General features: G+C 65.2%; 13 protein-coding genes. 6 read left to right on the plus strand and 7 right to left on the minus strand.

The genetic code is table 11. The features are described from left to right. Positions 1 to 54 precede the first annotated feature (54 nt). The 3 genes from LRR16_RS17290 (at position 55) to LRR16_RS17300 (ending at position 2,064) form a co-directional block, all read left to right on the plus strand. Positions 55 to 1,017, plus strand: a complete 963-nt coding sequence (locus LRR16_RS17290; RefSeq protein ID WP_232206643.1) for a tripartite tricarboxylate transporter substrate binding protein — start codon at positions 55 to 57, stop codon at positions 1,015 to 1,017. Between the two features lie 62 nt (positions 1,018 to 1,079). Continuing rightward, on the plus strand, positions 1,080 to 1,514 hold the full coding sequence (locus LRR16_RS17295; protein WP_232206644.1) for an ester cyclase: 435 nt from the start codon (positions 1,080 to 1,082) through the stop codon (positions 1,512 to 1,514). Then, positions 1,501 to 2,064 carry a 2,4'-dihydroxyacetophenone dioxygenase family protein gene (locus tag LRR16_RS17300; RefSeq protein WP_232206645.1) on the plus strand — a complete coding sequence of 188 codons (564 nt, stop codon included), beginning with the start codon at positions 1,501 to 1,503 and terminating at the stop codon, positions 2,062 to 2,064. The genes LRR16_RS17295 and LRR16_RS17300 overlap by 14 nt, the downstream gene beginning before the upstream one ends. Positions 2,065 to 2,089: 25 nt before the next feature. On the opposite strand, the gene LRR16_RS17305 is transcribed toward LRR16_RS17300, so the two are convergent. Together LRR16_RS17305 and LRR16_RS17310 are read right to left on the minus strand one after the other, a co-directional pair. Then, positions 2,090 to 3,268, minus strand: coding sequence for an MFS transporter (locus LRR16_RS17305; protein WP_232206646.1), 1,179 nt, complete (start codon positions 3,266 to 3,268; stop codon positions 2,090 to 2,092). 241 nt (positions 3,269 to 3,509) lie between these two features. Continuing rightward, the gene (locus tag LRR16_RS17310) at positions 3,510 to 4,490 is read right to left on the minus strand and encodes an LLM class oxidoreductase (protein WP_232206674.1); all 981 of its coding nucleotides are present in this window, start codon (positions 4,488 to 4,490) and stop codon (positions 3,510 to 3,512) included. A gap of 359 nt (positions 4,491 to 4,849) precedes the next feature. Here LRR16_RS17310 and LRR16_RS17315 point away from each other — a divergent pair, with 359 nt between their 5' ends. After that, complete coding sequence (locus tag LRR16_RS17315; protein WP_064574091.1) at positions 4,850 to 5,749, plus strand: LysR substrate-binding domain-containing protein; 900 nt, start codon at positions 4,850 to 4,852, stop codon at positions 5,747 to 5,749. Positions 5,750 to 5,780: 31 nt separating this feature from the next. Here the strand turns inward: LRR16_RS17315 and LRR16_RS17320 are convergent, their stop codons facing one another. The 3 genes from LRR16_RS17320 to LRR16_RS17330 form a co-directional block, all read right to left on the minus strand. Continuing rightward, positions 5,781 to 6,974, minus strand: a complete 1,194-nt coding sequence (locus tag LRR16_RS17320) for a CaiB/BaiF CoA-transferase family protein (protein ID WP_232206647.1) — start codon at positions 6,972 to 6,974, stop codon at positions 5,781 to 5,783. A gap of 6 nt (positions 6,975 to 6,980) precedes the next feature. Further along, entirely contained in the window at positions 6,981 to 7,967 is a 987-nt protein-coding gene (locus LRR16_RS17325; RefSeq protein ID WP_232206648.1) for a tripartite tricarboxylate transporter substrate binding protein, read from the minus strand. Positions 7,968 to 8,252: 285 nt separating this feature from the next. Further along, positions 8,253 to 9,773, minus strand: a complete 1,521-nt coding sequence (locus tag LRR16_RS17330) for a CoA-acylating methylmalonate-semialdehyde dehydrogenase (protein WP_232206649.1) — start codon at positions 9,771 to 9,773, stop codon at positions 8,253 to 8,255. 152 nt (positions 9,774 to 9,925) lie between these two features. On the opposite strand from LRR16_RS17330, the gene LRR16_RS17335 reads away from it, so the two are divergent. Together LRR16_RS17335 and LRR16_RS17340 are read left to right on the plus strand one after the other, a co-directional pair. After that, positions 9,926 to 10,861, plus strand: coding sequence for a LysR family transcriptional regulator (locus LRR16_RS17335; RefSeq protein WP_232206650.1), 936 nt, complete (start codon positions 9,926 to 9,928; stop codon positions 10,859 to 10,861). A gap of 223 nt (positions 10,862 to 11,084) precedes the next feature. After that, the gene (locus tag LRR16_RS17340) at positions 11,085 to 13,208 is read left to right on the plus strand and encodes a TonB-dependent siderophore receptor (protein WP_232206651.1); all 2,124 of its coding nucleotides are present in this window, start codon (positions 11,085 to 11,087) and stop codon (positions 13,206 to 13,208) included. A gap of 58 nt (positions 13,209 to 13,266) precedes the next feature. On the opposite strand, the gene LRR16_RS17345 is transcribed toward LRR16_RS17340, so the two are convergent. Both LRR16_RS17345 and LRR16_RS17350 read right to left on the minus strand, forming a co-directional pair. Beyond that, positions 13,267 to 14,616 carry a type II toxin-antitoxin system HipA family toxin gene (locus LRR16_RS17345; protein ID WP_232206652.1) on the minus strand — a complete coding sequence of 450 codons (1,350 nt, stop codon included), beginning with the start codon at positions 14,614 to 14,616 and terminating at the stop codon, positions 13,267 to 13,269. Between the two features lie 2 nt (positions 14,617 to 14,618). Then, positions 14,619 to 14,882: a helix-turn-helix transcriptional regulator gene (locus LRR16_RS17350; protein ID WP_006575377.1), complete on the minus strand. Its 264-nt coding sequence runs from the start codon at positions 14,880 to 14,882 to the stop codon at positions 14,619 to 14,621. Positions 14,883 to 14,885: the final 3 nt, after the last annotated feature.

The following is a 14,885-nucleotide window of genomic DNA, read 5'->3' on the forward strand; positions in this document are numbered from 1 at the left end:
CGCCACCCCCGAACCCCGCATCGCAGAACGGGCGAACACCCTTGGAGACAAGACATGAAGAAGCTCTTTACCACCGCGTTGCTGGCCGTGGCGGCCGCCACCGCGCAGGCGGCCGATCCAACCCCCTATCCCGAGCGCCCGATCCGCATGCTGCTGCCCTTCTCCGCTGGCGGTGGCGGCGATACGCTGGGCCGCTTCCTGGCCGAGCGCTTTGCCGCGCAGCTGAAGCAACCGGTGGTGGTCGAGAACAAGCCTGGCGCGGCCGGCACGATCGGCACTCAGGCGGTGGCGACGGCGACGCCGGACGGCTACACGATCATGATCGGCGGCATGTCGACGCACCCGCTGGCGGCCGCGACCTACGCGAAGCTGCCCTACGATCCGGTGCGCGACTTCCAGAGCCTGGGGACCATCGGCAATTCGTCGATTGTCATGGTCGCGTCGAATTCGTACCCGGCAAGCAATCTGAAAGAGCTGACGGCGCTGGCCCGCAAACAGCAGGCGCCCATTCAATACGCCAGCTGGGGATCGGGCTCGACCGGACATTTCTGCGGCGAGATCCTGAGCCAGAAGGCCGGCATCCCGCTGCAGCACGTGCCCTACAAAGGCACCTCGCAAATCATCACCGATCTGCTCGGCAACCATATCTCCGTGGCGTTCGTCGACATGGTGACCGCGACACCGTTCGTCAAGGAAGGCAAGGTCAAGGCGCTGGCCGTCTGCACCAAGCGATCGCCGAGTCTGCCGAACGTGGCCAGCTACCAGGAGCAAGGCGTCGACTTCGACCGCGAATTGACATGGGCGATGTATGTCCCCGCCAAGACCCCGAAGCCGATCGTCGACAAGCTGTCGACCGTGCTCGAGAAGACGCTGAAGGAACCCGAGGTCGTCAGCAAGCTGCTGTCGCTGGGCATTACGGCCAAATACGTTTCCGGCACCGAGCAGCAAGCGATCAATGCGCGCGATATCCCGATGTGGAAATCGATCGCCAGGCAGGCGCACATGTCGCTCGACTGATGCCTTGCCGCCCCGAATGCGGGCGGTGCCCCTCTTCCATGACATCACCACACGAATCGTCTATGTCTTCCACCCTGAATGAAGCCCGCATCCAGACCGTACGCGACCATATGGCGCTGGAGTGCGTCCACGATTGGGACGCCGTGATCGATACCTTCGCGCATCCGCGCTACGAGATGCACGGCAGTGGCGCGGTATTCGATGGCGAGGCCGAGGTGCGCGGGTATTTCGATTCGTCGCGGGTGCCCTTTCCCGATCTGAAGAACGAGATCATTGCCATTGCGGCCGATGGCGATACCGTGCTGGTCGAATTCTGGCTGCAGGGCACGCATCTTGGCCCGTTGAAAGCCCATGGCAAGACCTACGAGCCGACCGGCCGCACCTTCCGCATCCGGATCGCCGCCACGTTCGAATTCGCGCCGGGCTCGGACAAGATCATCTGCGAACGCCCGTACTCGGCGCCCGATGCCAAGTTGCGCGCGCTTGGTCTTCTGTGAACGGTATCAGCAGAACCACCCCACATCAGAGGAGATTCAAATCATGGCCTTGCCCAAGGTCGTCACGCATCAAGACCGCCTGCTGACGGTGAATATCCATGACGCGGCGGAATTCGCCGGTTCCGAGCCCGGCTCGACGATCATTCCGCTCTTCCTCGACCGCGAGAACGGCGTCTGGGTGCTGTACGGCAAGTTCGAACCGGGCACGACGCTGCCCCCGCACTTCCACACCGGCACCGTCCACTTCTTTACGACGAAAGGCGAATGGAACTACGTCGAATACCCGGACGATCGCCAGACCGCCGGCAGCTATCTGTATGAGCCGGGCGGCTCGGTCCATACCTTTTCCGTTCCGGCGGACGCCAAGGAGGCGGCGGAAGGATTCATGGTGGTCTACGGCGCCAACGTGATTTTCAAGGACGGCGAATATCAAGGCGTGCGCGACGCCGGGGCGATCGAGGACGGCATCCTCAATGCCGCGAAGGCCATGGGCCTTCCGGCGCCGCGCTATATCCGGCCTGGCAAGGGTGCCGTGTTCTCGCGCGATTGACTGGAAACGGACGCGCGAAGCGGGTCTATCCCTTCGCGCACTCCGCCTGAAAGCCCGCACCAGATACCTGCGATCGCCGCAACGCATAAGGCAGCACAGCCAGCACGCCGGCCACCGCCAGCACCGTGCCGACCCACAACGGCGACCGCAGCCCCCAGCCCTGGCTGATGCCCACGCCGCCGAGCCACGAGCCGGACATCAGGCCGATATTGATTACCGCGGTATGCATCGTATTGACCAGCGGCCCCGGCGGCGCGGCGCGCATCACGCGCACCACCATCGCCGGGTTCAGCGACACACCGGTCAGTCCGACCAGCAGCATCGCGATGACCGCAACCATCGGCTGATCCGCATAGACGGCAAACAAGGCCAACGCGCCTGCCAGCACGACCAATCCCCACAGCAGAATGCGCATCGTATGCCGATCGGCGAAGCGGCCGATCATTGCGTTGCCGATCACCGTCGCCAGGCCATACAGGCCCAGCAGCGCGGGAATCGAGGACGGCGAGAAGCCGGACACCTTGGTCAGCACCAGCGCGAAATAGCTGAAGCCGGCAAAGGTCGCGCCGATGATCAGCGCGCTGGTCGTATAGGCGGCCCACAGCTCGCGATTGGCCAGCGAGGCCAGTTCACTGCGCATGCCGTTGGTGCTGGTGGTCAATGTCGCGGGAATCTTCCAACGCACCGCCAGCACACAAAGGCCGGTCAGCACCACCAGCAGCCAGAAGCTCGCTCGCCAGCCCAGGTGCAGGTCGACCAGCGTAGCCAGCGGCAAGCCTGCGACGGTGGCGATCATCAGGCCGCCGATCACGATCGCCGCAGCGCGCCCGCGCACCTCCGGCGCCACCATCTCCGCGCACATCGACAGCACGATGCCGAAGCACGCGGATGCGGCGATGCCGGTCACCGCACGGCCGATCGCCATCACCAGATAATCTTCCGCCATCGCGCAGCCGATCTGCCCGGCCATATATGTGGCCAGCAAACCGAGCAGCGCCGGGCGCAGCGGTACGCGCGCGAGCGCCACGGTCAGCACCGGTCCACCGAGCACCATGCCCGCCGCATAGATCGACACCAGATAGCCGATGCGTTCGACCGGCACGCCAAAGGCCGCGGCCAGCGACGGCATCATGCCGGCCACCATGAATTCCGAGGTGGTCAGGCAAAAGACGGTCAGTCCGAGGATATAGACGGCGAACGGCATGGCCGCCTTCGTGCGAGTCGAGGGGGGTGTAGTGGACACGCTTGTCATTGGTGTTATATCGTTTATTTTTATATCGATCGGTACTAAATTACGATGTAAAAAACCTGCGCGATGCAATTCAGCGATTCGGCAGGTTCAAGGCTTGCCCCAACGGGCCACGGTGCGGATTTTGCCAGCATCGGCGACGGCGGGCATTAACCCTGACAGAGACGTTGTTATGGATGCGCGGCGCCCGGACCGGCTACCAATCGGCGTTCGCTGGTTCCGGGCCTTCATGCGAAGGGAACAACGGCAGCACCTCTTCGGCCAACTCCTGAAGGATCTCGGCGGCGGGACGCGACGAAAACTGGATGCCAAGTGCGGCATGGTTGACGCCAGCCGCTTTCCACTCTTGAAGCAGATCGATCAGGCCCTTGCGGCCGGTCTTCAGGATGAACCCGCCGTTCATCGGTGTGCGCGGATAGTTCGGGTCGTCCACCAGCTCGATCCATTCGTTGGTCATATGGGGCCGGAAACCACCATCGGGAATCAGCGCGCGCCACGCGCGTATTTTTTCGGCAAGCCGTTGCGGACCGGCGCCGGTGTATGTCGGCCCTGGATACGTCAGCCACCCATCCGCGTGTCGACCCACCCATTCCAGAGACTGGCGCGAGCTACCCGTCACGATCAGCGGAATCGCGCCCGACACGGGCTTGGGGAGCAGCTCGACATTCCGCATCTCTCCCAGCGATGAGCGTATGTCGAGCCTTCCTCCTTGCATCAACTGCCGGAAGCAGGCAACCGTCTCGGCAAAACGCGCGCCACGTCCATCATGATCGATGCCGTAGGCCGGAAACTCGACCGGCCGATCGCCGGACGCAATGCCCAGCACCAGCCGGCCACCGGAAAGCTGGTCGATTGTCGTGGCGGCTTTCGCCAGATCGATCGGATGGCGCAAGGTAAAGATCGCGCTTCCGGTCGCGAGCGCGACGCGCCGGGTGCCGGCCGCCAGAAAGGCAAGGTAGGTAAAGGGATCGAACACCTGCCCCGCATCGCCGAAGTTCGGATCGAACAGCGGAACATCGCGAACCCAGACGGCCGCGAAGCCGAGGCGATCGATCCTGGTTACCAGATCGGCCTGGCCGGAAAGGACGGTCATATCCCCTTGATAGAACCGCAAGGGAAGGAAGATCCCGACCGTCAGCGCATCGGGACTGAACATGCGGCGGTAACCCGCATGCATGGCAAACGCCGGCGCGGAAGCGCCGGACATGCCGGCAGCAGGGAGATTTTCGTCGGGGAAAGGATTCAATGTCATTGCGGTTTCCTCATTGGTAAAACAGAGAAAACTCTATGGCGAAACAAGCGCGACGAGAAACGATTTAATCTGGCTCGTGTATATAGATCAGCTAAATTCCACGGCCAACCACCGCCACGATCCATGCCGCGAATCTGTACACATGGCGACCTTGGATAGCACCTCGTTTGCCTTCCTTTGGAAGTCAGCTAGACTAAACACACAAACCCCATATATCGGCGATGCGAGCGATCCGCTTTGCATGCTCGATTTCCCTGAACTCCGACAAGAGAAAACCTCAATACATGGGCTCGGTACTTCCGTTGCTGGCATTGCGCGCCTTCGTCGAAACCGGCCGGCACGGCAGCCTGAAACGGGCGGCCGACGCGATGGGCGTGACGCCCGGCGCGGTCAGCCAGCAATTGAAGCTGTTGCAGGAGCGTACCGGTGTCAGCCTGTTCAGCCGTACACGCTACGGCGTCGAACTGACGCCCGCGGGAGCACAGGTGCATCCGGCCCTGTTGCGGGCGTTCGACCAGATCGAAGCCAGCCTTGCCACGCTGGACGCCATCAATGCGCGCCAGACGTTGACCGTCAGTGCCGTGCCCACCTTCGCCGCATCGTGGCTCGTGCCAAGGCTGGGCACATTTACCGATCGGCACCCGGATATCGAAGTGCGTGTCGAAGCGTCGTCCGCATTGGCCGACTTGCGCCGCGACCGCGTCGACATCGCGATCCGGCATGGCCTGGGCAATTACCCTGGACTGGAAGCGCACTATCTGATGGCACCGGTATTGATTCCGGTCGCCTGTCCGAAATTGCTGGCCGAGGGGCCACCGATCCGTGAAGCGATCGATTGCCTCGACTATCCGTTGCTGCAGGATTCGGACCGGTCCGACTGGCGTCTCTGGCTGAAGGCGCTGGGCGTGGAAAGCGATCCGCGCATCGAGCGCGGCCCCGCCTTCGATGACGATTTCCTGCTGATCCGCGCGGCGGAAGCCGGCCAAGGCATTGCGCTGGTTCGCGATCTCTATGCGCGAGAGGAAATTGCCAGCGGTCGGCTTGCAATTGCGCTGGATCGGCCCTGGCCGACGGAATTCGCGTACTACGCCGTCACCATGCCCAAGGCGGAGGAGAAGCCGGCCATTGCCAGCTTTCTGCGATGGCTGCTGGACGAAGCCAAACGCCAAACGAGCGCCGCGTGACATTCATCGCGAGGCGCTCGTTTGAAGCGACTTACGCCATCGTTTCCCGCTGCCCGTCCAGTTCGGCAAGGATCTCGGCCGTGTGCTGGCCGAGATCGGGAAGCGCAGCATCGCGCGGCCTTCCGTCGTCGATCGTCATGGGCAAGGCCGGCATGCGCAGTGTCCGGTTGCCGGGTGACGGCACGCTGATCACTCGTTCCGGTGTCGTGGCCTGCGCGTATTGGATGGCATCGCGCAGGTCGCGCACCGCGCCGCAGACGACCCCAGCGGCATTGAGCGTTCGGCAAGCTTCCTCGGTGGTCAGCGCCGACAATGCGCCGGCGAGCATCTGGAGCAAGGCCGGTCGATTCGCCACGCGCGCGGCGTTGTCGTGAAAGCGTGGGTCTTGCGCGAGTTCCGGCAGTCCCAGGCATTCGCACAAGCGGGCAAAGTGGTCCTGCAGATAGGCCGAGATCACGATTCTGCCGTCGGCCGTCGGGACCACATCCGCCGCCGGCGCCATCGTCGGCTGGCCGTTGCCGCAGCGTGACGGCGCCGCGTCGAGCAACTGGTACTCGGCCCATTGCTGGCTCAGCGCATCGGCTGCCACGTCGATCAGCGACACCTTGACGTGGGCACCTTGTCCGGTGATGCCACGGCGCGCCAGCGCGGCGAGCACGCCCGTCGCCAGCGTACGGCCGGCCAGCACATCGACGACCGTGAACCCGACGCGTGTCGGATCGGCGTGGGCATCTCCGTTCATGCTCATCATTCCGCTTTCGGCCTGCGCGGCGATATCGAGGCCCGGACGCGCCGCCGCCGGCCCACTGTCGCCGAAGCCGTTGACGGAGCCGTAGACAAGCCGAGGAAGCGGACGCCGAAGCTGCTCGGCGCCAAGCCCGTACTTCTCCATCACGCCCGGACGCGCGTTCTGCAGCACCACATCGGCGCGGCGCACCAGATCCATCGCCACGCCACGATCCTCCGCGCGGCGCAGATCGAGGACGATCGAACGCTTGCCGCGGTTATAAGCGGAAAACATGGGGCCACAGGCATCCGCCTGCCAGCCCGAGCGACGGCTTGCATCGCCGCCCGGAGGCTCGACCTTGATCACGTCGGCGCCCAGATCCGCCATGACCTGTCCTGCCGACGGCGCTGCGATGAACTGGCCGAAATCGACGACGCGCAGACCGGCCAACATGGCCGCATCCACGCCGCTTTTATCGAATGAACTGCTGGATTGCATGCCTTCTCACTCCGGCTTGACGCCGGCGTCCTGTGCAATGCGTTGCCATGCCACCGTATCGTCGGCGACCACTTTCCGGAACTGCGCCGGCGTCAGGGCTGGAGCGACAGGGAGGTTCAGCGCGGTCAGGCGGTCGCGAAACGCCGGCGTCGCGATGGCGCGCACCACCTCCTTGTTCAACCGCTCCACCAGCGCCCCGGATGTGCCCGCCGGCGCGAACATGCCGTACCAGCTGGTGGTCGGGAACGGATAGCCTTGCTCTCCCATGGTCCGCACATTCGGGAACTGCGGCAATCGACTGGAGCCGCTGACGGCGATCGGCACTAGCCGGCCGGCTTTGACGAGGCCAATCTGCGAGCTGACGTCGACCCAGCCGACGGGCAACAGACCGCTCTGGACGTCCGTCGCCACGGCGGCGGTGCCTTTGTACGATGCGTGAACCATGGCGAGATTCGCCTTCTTCAGAAAGCTCTCCATGGTCAGGTGCCCACCCGATCCCATGCCCCACGATCCGTAGCTGAGTTGGCCCGGGCGCTGCCTGGCGTAGGCCACGAGCTCCTTCAGGTTGTGGACCGGCACCTTGGGGGAGGCGACCATCAGGTTGCCGAAGCTGCCGATCTGCGCAATCGGTTCGAAACGCTTGAGCGGATCGGGCGCTCGCGTGTAAAGCGCAGGGTTGACGACCATCGCGCCGGCATAGGTAAGCAGCAATGTGTAGCCGTCCGGGTTCGCGGCGGACACGGTTTCGCTGGCAATCAAGCCGTTCGCGCCGGGCTTGTTCTCGACCACGAACGGCTTGCCGAACACCGAGCCGAGTTGCTCGGCAAGAAGCCGCGCGAGCGTATCCGTACCGCCGCCGGCCGCACTGGCGACGACCAGCTTGACCGGGCGGTTCGGCCAGCCTTCGTTATCCTGGGCAAACGCCATCGATGAAGCGATCGATGAAGCCGTCAGTGCCAGCATGGCGGCCAGCCATTGCCTGCGCGTGTTCATGGTTTGTCTCCCTTTATCTGCCGATATTCGCGGTGCTTCCTGCTGGCGGGATCGGCGTGCTCGAATGCCGGTGTTCTCGCGTTCGAGACATTCCGGCGTTGACGTCAATCCAGCGCGGGGAACAGCACGTGCAAACTAACGCGGGGGGCTTCATACATGCCACGCATGTTTCGCTATCTTGAACAACGACAGCGTCCCGGCGTTGAAGCGTCCGGCGAAAAAAAAAGCGGCGCCGGCGGGTATTCACCCCGCCGGCGCCGCCGGATGTCGCCGTTTCGGCGCGCCTTACTTCGCCGTCGGCATCGCGAACTCCGCGCCCTTGCCGATGCTCTGCGGCCAGCGCTGCATCACGGACTTCTGCTTGGTGTAGAAGCGCACGCCCTCTTCGCCATAGGCGTGGGTATCGCCGAACAGGCTGCGCTTCCAGCCGCCGAAGCCGTGCCAGGCCATTGGCACGGGGATCGGCACGTTGATGCCGACCATGCCGACCTGGATCCGGCGCGCGAATTCGCGGGCGATGCCGCCATCGCTGGTGTAGCACGCCACGCCGTTGCCGAACTCATGCGCGTTGATCAGCTCGACCGCCGCGGCAAAGTCCTTGACGCGGACGCAGGCCAGCACCGGGCCGAAGATTTCCTCGCGATAGATGCGCATTTGCGGCGTGACGTTGTCGAACAGCGTGGCGCCGGTGAAGAAACCGCCTTCATGGCCCGGCACGCGATGGTTGCGGCCATCGAGCACCAGCGTCGCGCCCTCTTCCACGCCCAGGCCGATATAGCCTTCGATCCGTTCCAGCGCCTGCCGTGTGACCACGGGACCCATTTCGGCTTCCGGGTTCATGCCGTTGTCGATCTTCAGCGCGCGGGCGCGTTCGGCCAGCTTGGGAATCAGGCGATCGGCGGTATCGCCGACCAGCACCGCGACCGACACCGCCATGCAGCGCTCGCCGGCCGAGCCGTAGGCCGCGCCGATCAGCGCGTCGATGGCCATTTCAGGATCGGCATCGGGCATCACCACCAGATGATTCTTGGCGCCGCCCAGTGCCTGCACGCGCTTGCCGAATTGCGCGGCGCGCTCGCTGATCGCCCGCGCGATCGGCGTCGAGCCGACGAAGCTGACGGCCTTCACTTCCGGATGGGCGATCAGCGCGTCGACCACCACCTTGTCGCCCTGCACGACGTTGAACACGCCGGCCGGCAAACCCGCCTCGGCCAGCAGATCGGCCATGAACAGGCTCGCGCTCGGATCGCGCTCGCTGGGCTTCAGCACAAAGGTATTGCCCGCCGCGATTGCCACCGGGAACATCCAGCACGGCACCATGCACGGGAAGTTGAACGGCGTGATACCGGTCACCACGCCCAGCGGCTGGCGCATGGTCCAGTTGTCGATGCCCGTGCTGACCTGGTCGGTGTAGTCGCCCTTGAGCAGTTGCGGAATGCCGCAGGCGAACTCGATCACGTCGATGCCGCGCATGACTTCGCCCTGCGCGTCGGAGAAGACCTTGCCGTGCTCGGCGGTGATGATCGCCGCCAGCGTGTCGCGATGCTGGTTCATCAGCTGCAGGAAGCGCTGCATCACGCGGGCGCGGCGGATCGGCGGCGTGTCGGCCCAGGCCGGGAACGCAGCGGCGGCCGCGGCGACGGCCGCGTCGACATCGGCGACTTCACCGAGCAGGACCTTGCGCGGGGCTTCACCGGTGGCCGGATTAAACACGTCCTGCCGGCGTTGGCTGCTGCCGCTCGTACGCTGGCCGCCGATGTAGTGGCCGACGTCGGCACGGTCGGTATAGGCATGCGCTTGGGTCATCTCGGGCTCCTTGGTTCTGGGATTCAGTTCCGGGATTCAGTTCCGGAATCAGTTCTGGAATCGGTGGAATGGGCCCAGTGTAGGCGTCGCTCCCCGGCCCATTCAATAGCGCCACGCTTGACTCACTGTTCAATGAACTAAACAATCGCCCGATGGACAAGCAAAAGATCGAATCGCTGTGGGTGCATCTGCATTCGCTGGTCGTGCTCGGCGACGTCGGCAGCTATACCGCTGCTGCAACGCAGCTCGGCATCAGCAAGGGCGCGATGAGCCAGCGCATTGCGGAACTCGAGCGCGCGGCGGGCATCCCGTTGGTGCAGCGCACCACGCGCAGTGTCCGGCTGACCGAGGCAGGCCAGCGGCTGGTGGACGCGACGCGGGTACCGTTCGAGTCGATCGAACGCAGCTTCGGCGACGTCAAGGACATGGGCGGCGAGCCGCGCGGCCTGGTGCGGATGACGGCGCCGGTCGCGCTGGGCCGCCAGCAGATCGTGCCGCGGCTGCCGCCATTTCTGGCGATGTATCCGCAGATCCGCGTCGAACTGGAACTGTCGGACAGCTTCGCCTCGCTGGCGCGCGAAGGGTTCGACCTGGCGGTACGCCACGCCTCGCGGGCACCCGACACGCATATCGCCTGGACGCTGTGCCGCACTGGTACCGTCCTGGTGGCGACGCGCGCCTATCTGCGGCGCCACGGCACGCCCGCGTCGCCGTCCGACCTGACGGCGCACAACTGCCTGCACTACTTCCGCCGCGGCGAGCAGCCGACCTGGAGCTTCGAGCCGGTCCGAGGCGGTGCGGCCCGGCAGAGCGTCGGCATCCGGGGGAATTTCGCGGCGGACAACAGCGAGGCGCTGCGCGATGCGGCGCTGGGCGGCCTCGGCATCGCGCTGGTGCCGGATTTCACCGCGCAGGCCGATCTGAATGCGGGCAAGCTGGTCCGCGTGCTGCCCGGCTGGCGGCCTTCGGGGGCCTTTGGCGATGCGATCTATGCGATCCGCCCATATAGCCCGCTGCTGCCGCGGCCGGTGCGGCTATTGGTGGACTATCTGCGCGAAGCGTTGAAGGAAGGATTCGAGGCGCAGTAAGCCGCGGGCTGTTTAGTCCTGACGACGACCCTTTGCACAACGCGGCTATGTCGGCACAAATGATAATGAAAACGATTATCATTATGTGCTTTCAATATGACATTGCCGCACTGTGTCTCCGCTCCTTCTTCCCCGCCGCCTCCCTTCTCCAGGAACCTCGGCCCGCCACGCCGCGCCGTCCTGCCCATACCGCCCACGCCGAATCCGGCCGAATCTGCTGGCCATGGCGGTTGCCGGCACCCTGCCGCTGACGGCCCTGGCGCAAGCGCAGTCCAACACCGCCGACGAAGCCGCCCAATCTGCCGAAACGCTACCCCAGGTGACCGTCCGCGCGGAGTCGGCCCCTGACCAGCCGCCCCCTGCCTATGCCGGCGGCCAGGTTGCGCGCGGTGGCCGGCTCGGCATCCTCGGCAACCAGGACATGATGGACGTGCCGTTCAGCATCACCGCGTACACGGCCGAAGCGATCCAGAACCAGCAGGCGCGCAGCGTCGCCGATGTCCTCGCCAACGATCCAGGCGTACGCAGCAGTCTGGGATTCGGCAATTTCTCCGAGACCTTCGTGGTCCGCGGCTTCCAATTGAACGGCGACGACATCGGCTACAACGGCCTGTATGGCATCGCCCCGCGCCAGCTCGTGGCGGTCGAGGGTCTTGATCGGGTCGAGGTGTTCCGCGGCGCCAGCGCGTTCCTGAACGGCGTCACGCCGACCGGTTCGGGCATCGGCGGCGGCATCAATCTGGTGCCGAAATTCGCGCCATACCAGCCGCTGACCCAGGCCACCATCGATTACACCAGCCAGGGCCAGGCCGGCGGCCATGTCGATATCGGCCGCCGCTTCGGCGAGGACCAGCGCTGGGGCGTGCGCATCAACGCGCTGGCGCGCGGCGGTGAAACCGCCATCGACGACGAGCGCCGCCAGCAGCGGCTGTTCACCGCGGGGATCGATTACCAGGGCGACAAGCTGCGCGTGTCGGCCGACTTCGGCTACCAGAAGCAGACCATTCGCCAGGGGCGGCCCATGGTGTCGCTGACCGGGACCACGCTGCCCGCGGTGCCATCGGCAAGCGCCAACTTCGCGCAGGCATGGACCGATTCGATGCTGGAGGACACCTACGGGACCCTGCGCGCCGAATATGAGGTGGCGCCGGACTGGACCACCTATCTCGCGGTCGGCGCCCACCACACCAACGAGTTCGGCAACTATTCGTCGCTGACGGTGGACGGCAGCGGCGCCGGTACCGCTGCCCGGCTGACGGTACCGTACAAGTCCAACACCACGGCCGAGGAAGTGGGCGTGCGCGGCACCTTCCATACCGGGCCGATCAAGCATCGCGTCAACCTGGCGTGGTCCGGCATGCAGACGGTCAAGCGCACCGCTTACGAGATGACGGGCCGGTTCGCTACGGATCTGTACGACCCGGTGCAGACGCCGAGACCGGCGACGACGCTGATCGGCGGCGACATGGCACACCCGGGTGTCACCGGCAGGACCAACCTGAGCGGGTTCGCGATTTCGGACACGCTGTCCTTCCTCGACGATCGCGTGCTGCTGACCGCGGGCGTGCGGCAGCAGAACCTGAGCGTGCGTGGCTACAGCTATACGGGCGTGCAGCAATCGAATTACGACGACTCGGCCACGTCGCCGGCCTTCGGCCTGGTGGTCAAGCCGGTGCGCAATGTTTCGCTGTATGCGAACTACATCCAGGGCCTGGCGCAGGGACCGACCGCGCCCAACACCGCCGTGAACCGCGGCGAAGTGTTCCCGCCGATCAAGTCCAAGCAGGTCGAGGCTGGCGTCAAGTGGGACGCAGGCAAGTTCGGCACCACGCTCGCCGTCTATCAGATCGAGCAACCGTCCGGCATCCTGCAGGGCAATGTCTATTCGATGGCCGGAGAACAGCGCAATCGTGGCATCGAACTGAGCGGGTTCGGCGAGCCGCTGCCTGGCGTACGTCTGCTCGCCGGCGTTGCCTATATCGACGCCAGGCTGGACCGTACCGCCTCACCGGCGACCGACGGCAACAAGGCCGTCGGCGTACCGAACTACACGCTCAATGTCGGCGCGGAATGGGACATCCCCGGCGTGCCCGGCTTCACGGTCTCGGGCCGCTATCTGCAGACGGGACGCCAGTATCTCGACGTGGCGAACCGGGTCAGCCTGCCGTCGTGGCGCCGCTTCGATCTGGGCGCCCGCTACACCTTCAAGGCGGCGCAGCAGCGCTACACGCTGCGCGCCGGCATCGACAACGTGGCCGGCAAGGCGTACTGGGCGTCCGCATACGGCGGCTATCTGACGATGGGTGCGCCGCGCACGTTCAAGGTTGCGATGACGGTGGATTTCTAGGAGAGGCAGAGCGGCTGCGGTGGAACGTCGGCTTGGCCTGGCATGGCCTGCCCGCGGATCAGCCGGCCAGCCTTTCGGCCTCGGCCAGCATTCCATCGAGAATGCAGTCGGCCAGCGGTTCCGGGAAGCGCTTCGGCAGCGCTTCCCGTATCGCCTGTGCCACCCGCGGTGCGCGTTCGACCAGATCGTCGACCACGTACCGAGCGGGGCGTCCGTCCGGCGTGATCACACCATGCCGCTCGCCGACAGCGACCCAATGGCGGCGCTGGATTTCCCGCATCTGGTAATGCGCATTGCGCGTTCGAACGGCCATCGCCATCTTGACCCGGAACGGCGACAGCTTGCCGGGCGTCTCCCCGATGATCGGGTATGCGGAGAGCACGTCGTAGAGTGGCGTCAGCTGATACCGGCCCTCCGGGCGCAGGAACAGACTGAAGTTCTTCGCGTGGCCATCGGTGGCCCGCAGCATCCAGAACAGGACCTGTGCCTGGAAGAACGTTCGGCGGTCCTCGTCGCGCGTCGTGGACCCCGCCAGCGTTTCCATGATGCTGTCGATACCGGGTCCGCCATCGGCTTCGTACTTGCTCGCCGGCGGCACGCCCTTGGCCTGGCACATGTCCTCCTGCGGCAGCCGGACGAGGCGACGATCGCCGTCCGGACTTTGCCACCACATGCGGTCGAACCGCTGCACGCTGAGCGCCTTCAGGTCCTCGAACTGCACCGGTTCGCAGTGCGCGACCGGCAGACCGAACTCGCGCAGGATCAGCGAGCACAGCCACTCGTTCTCTACTGATTCCGTCATGTTCAGCTTCAGCCCGCCGACGAGGCCAAGCGGCAGCTTCAGGATGTGGGTGGTCGGCGTCTGCCCGTGCGGCAGGCACCAGGCGCCGTTGTCGTACAGCAGCGCGGTCTTTTCCTGGGCACCGGCGATCGAGATGCGGAACTCGTCCTGCTCGTCCACGAAGCCCGGCGGCGCGGATCGCAGCGTGCCGCGCAGCACCTGCGCGACCTGAGCCTCGGTCAGCGGTTCCGCCTCGACCGGCTGCACACCTTCAGGCACGGTCCCGTCCGGCAATAGCTGCAGCGCGCCCACGCAATCGCGGCCGATTTCGGCGAGCAGGTCGAAGGCATCGGTCGAACCGGTGCGATACCGCCGCGCGATGCGCTCGCGAATCTCCCGGGTATCCGGCAACAGGTTGTCGAAGTAGGCCCGCACCTTGTCTCCACGATGCGGCGCATTGCCCGGCGTGAAAGGCAGCGACAGGGACAAGGGCCGCCCGGCTTCAGAGGACACCCACTCCGGCGCGTACTGCAGCACATCGCCGGCACGCGGGCTGAAATGCCAGGTGCCGACGAATGCGCCGTTCATCCAAAGCGTCAGCGTGCGGGTGTGGGATCGCCGTCCCATGATCACCAGACCTGCGGGCTGGAGGATGCGGTCTTACGCGGTTGGGGAGCCGGCTTGTGCAGCACGAGTTCGACGCCGAGAACGCTGAGCACGCGCATCAGCTTGTCGACGCTGACCCGTGCCGGATTACGTTCCAGCGCGGACAAGGTCTGTTGGCTGACCCCCATCCGCAACGCCGCCTCCGCCTGCGTCAGGCCCGCCTCCTTGCGAAAGGCCTGGAGCAGTTGCGGCAATTGCTCCGCGGTGCGGACGGTGAAGTTGCTCATACA

It is taken from the genome of Cupriavidus sp. UGS-1, assembly GCF_021213615.1.
GTDB lineage: Bacteria > Pseudomonadota > Gammaproteobacteria > Burkholderiales > Burkholderiaceae > Cupriavidus.

Excerpts from the sequence above, each read along its gene's own strand:
- LRR16_RS17295 (WP_232206644.1), top strand. The coding sequence starts at position 1,080 with ATGTCTTCCACCCTGAATGAAGCCCGCATCCAGACCGTACGCGACCAT.
- LRR16_RS17320 (WP_232206647.1), bottom strand. The coding sequence starts at position 6,974 with ATGCAATCCAGCAGTTCATTCGATAAAAGCGGCGTGGATGCGGCCATG.
- LRR16_RS17330 (WP_232206649.1), bottom strand. The coding sequence starts at position 9,773 with ATGACCCAAGCGCATGCCTATACCGACCGTGCCGACGTCGGCCACTAC.
- LRR16_RS17340 (WP_232206651.1), top strand. The coding sequence starts at position 11,085 with ATGGCGGTTGCCGGCACCCTGCCGCTGACGGCCCTGGCGCAAGCGCAG.
- LRR16_RS17315 (WP_064574091.1), top strand. The coding sequence starts at position 4,850 with ATGGGCTCGGTACTTCCGTTGCTGGCATTGCGCGCCTTCGTCGAAACC.
- LRR16_RS17325 (WP_232206648.1), bottom strand. The coding sequence starts at position 7,967 with ATGAACACGCGCAGGCAATGGCTGGCCGCCATGCTGGCACTGACGGCT.
- LRR16_RS17350 (WP_006575377.1), bottom strand. The coding sequence starts at position 14,882 with ATGAGCAACTTCACCGTCCGCACCGCGGAGCAATTGCCGCAACTGCTC.
- LRR16_RS17345 (WP_232206652.1), bottom strand. The coding sequence starts at position 14,616 with ATGGGACGGCGATCCCACACCCGCACGCTGACGCTTTGGATGAACGGC.
- LRR16_RS17310 (WP_232206674.1), bottom strand. The coding sequence starts at position 4,490 with ATGCATGCGGGTTACCGCCGCATGTTCAGTCCCGATGCGCTGACGGTC.
- LRR16_RS17290 (WP_232206643.1), top strand. The coding sequence starts at position 55 with ATGAAGAAGCTCTTTACCACCGCGTTGCTGGCCGTGGCGGCCGCCACC.
- LRR16_RS17305 (WP_232206646.1), bottom strand. The coding sequence starts at position 3,268 with ATGCCGTTCGCCGTCTATATCCTCGGACTGACCGTCTTTTGCCTGACC.
- LRR16_RS17335 (WP_232206650.1), top strand. The coding sequence starts at position 9,926 with ATGGACAAGCAAAAGATCGAATCGCTGTGGGTGCATCTGCATTCGCTG.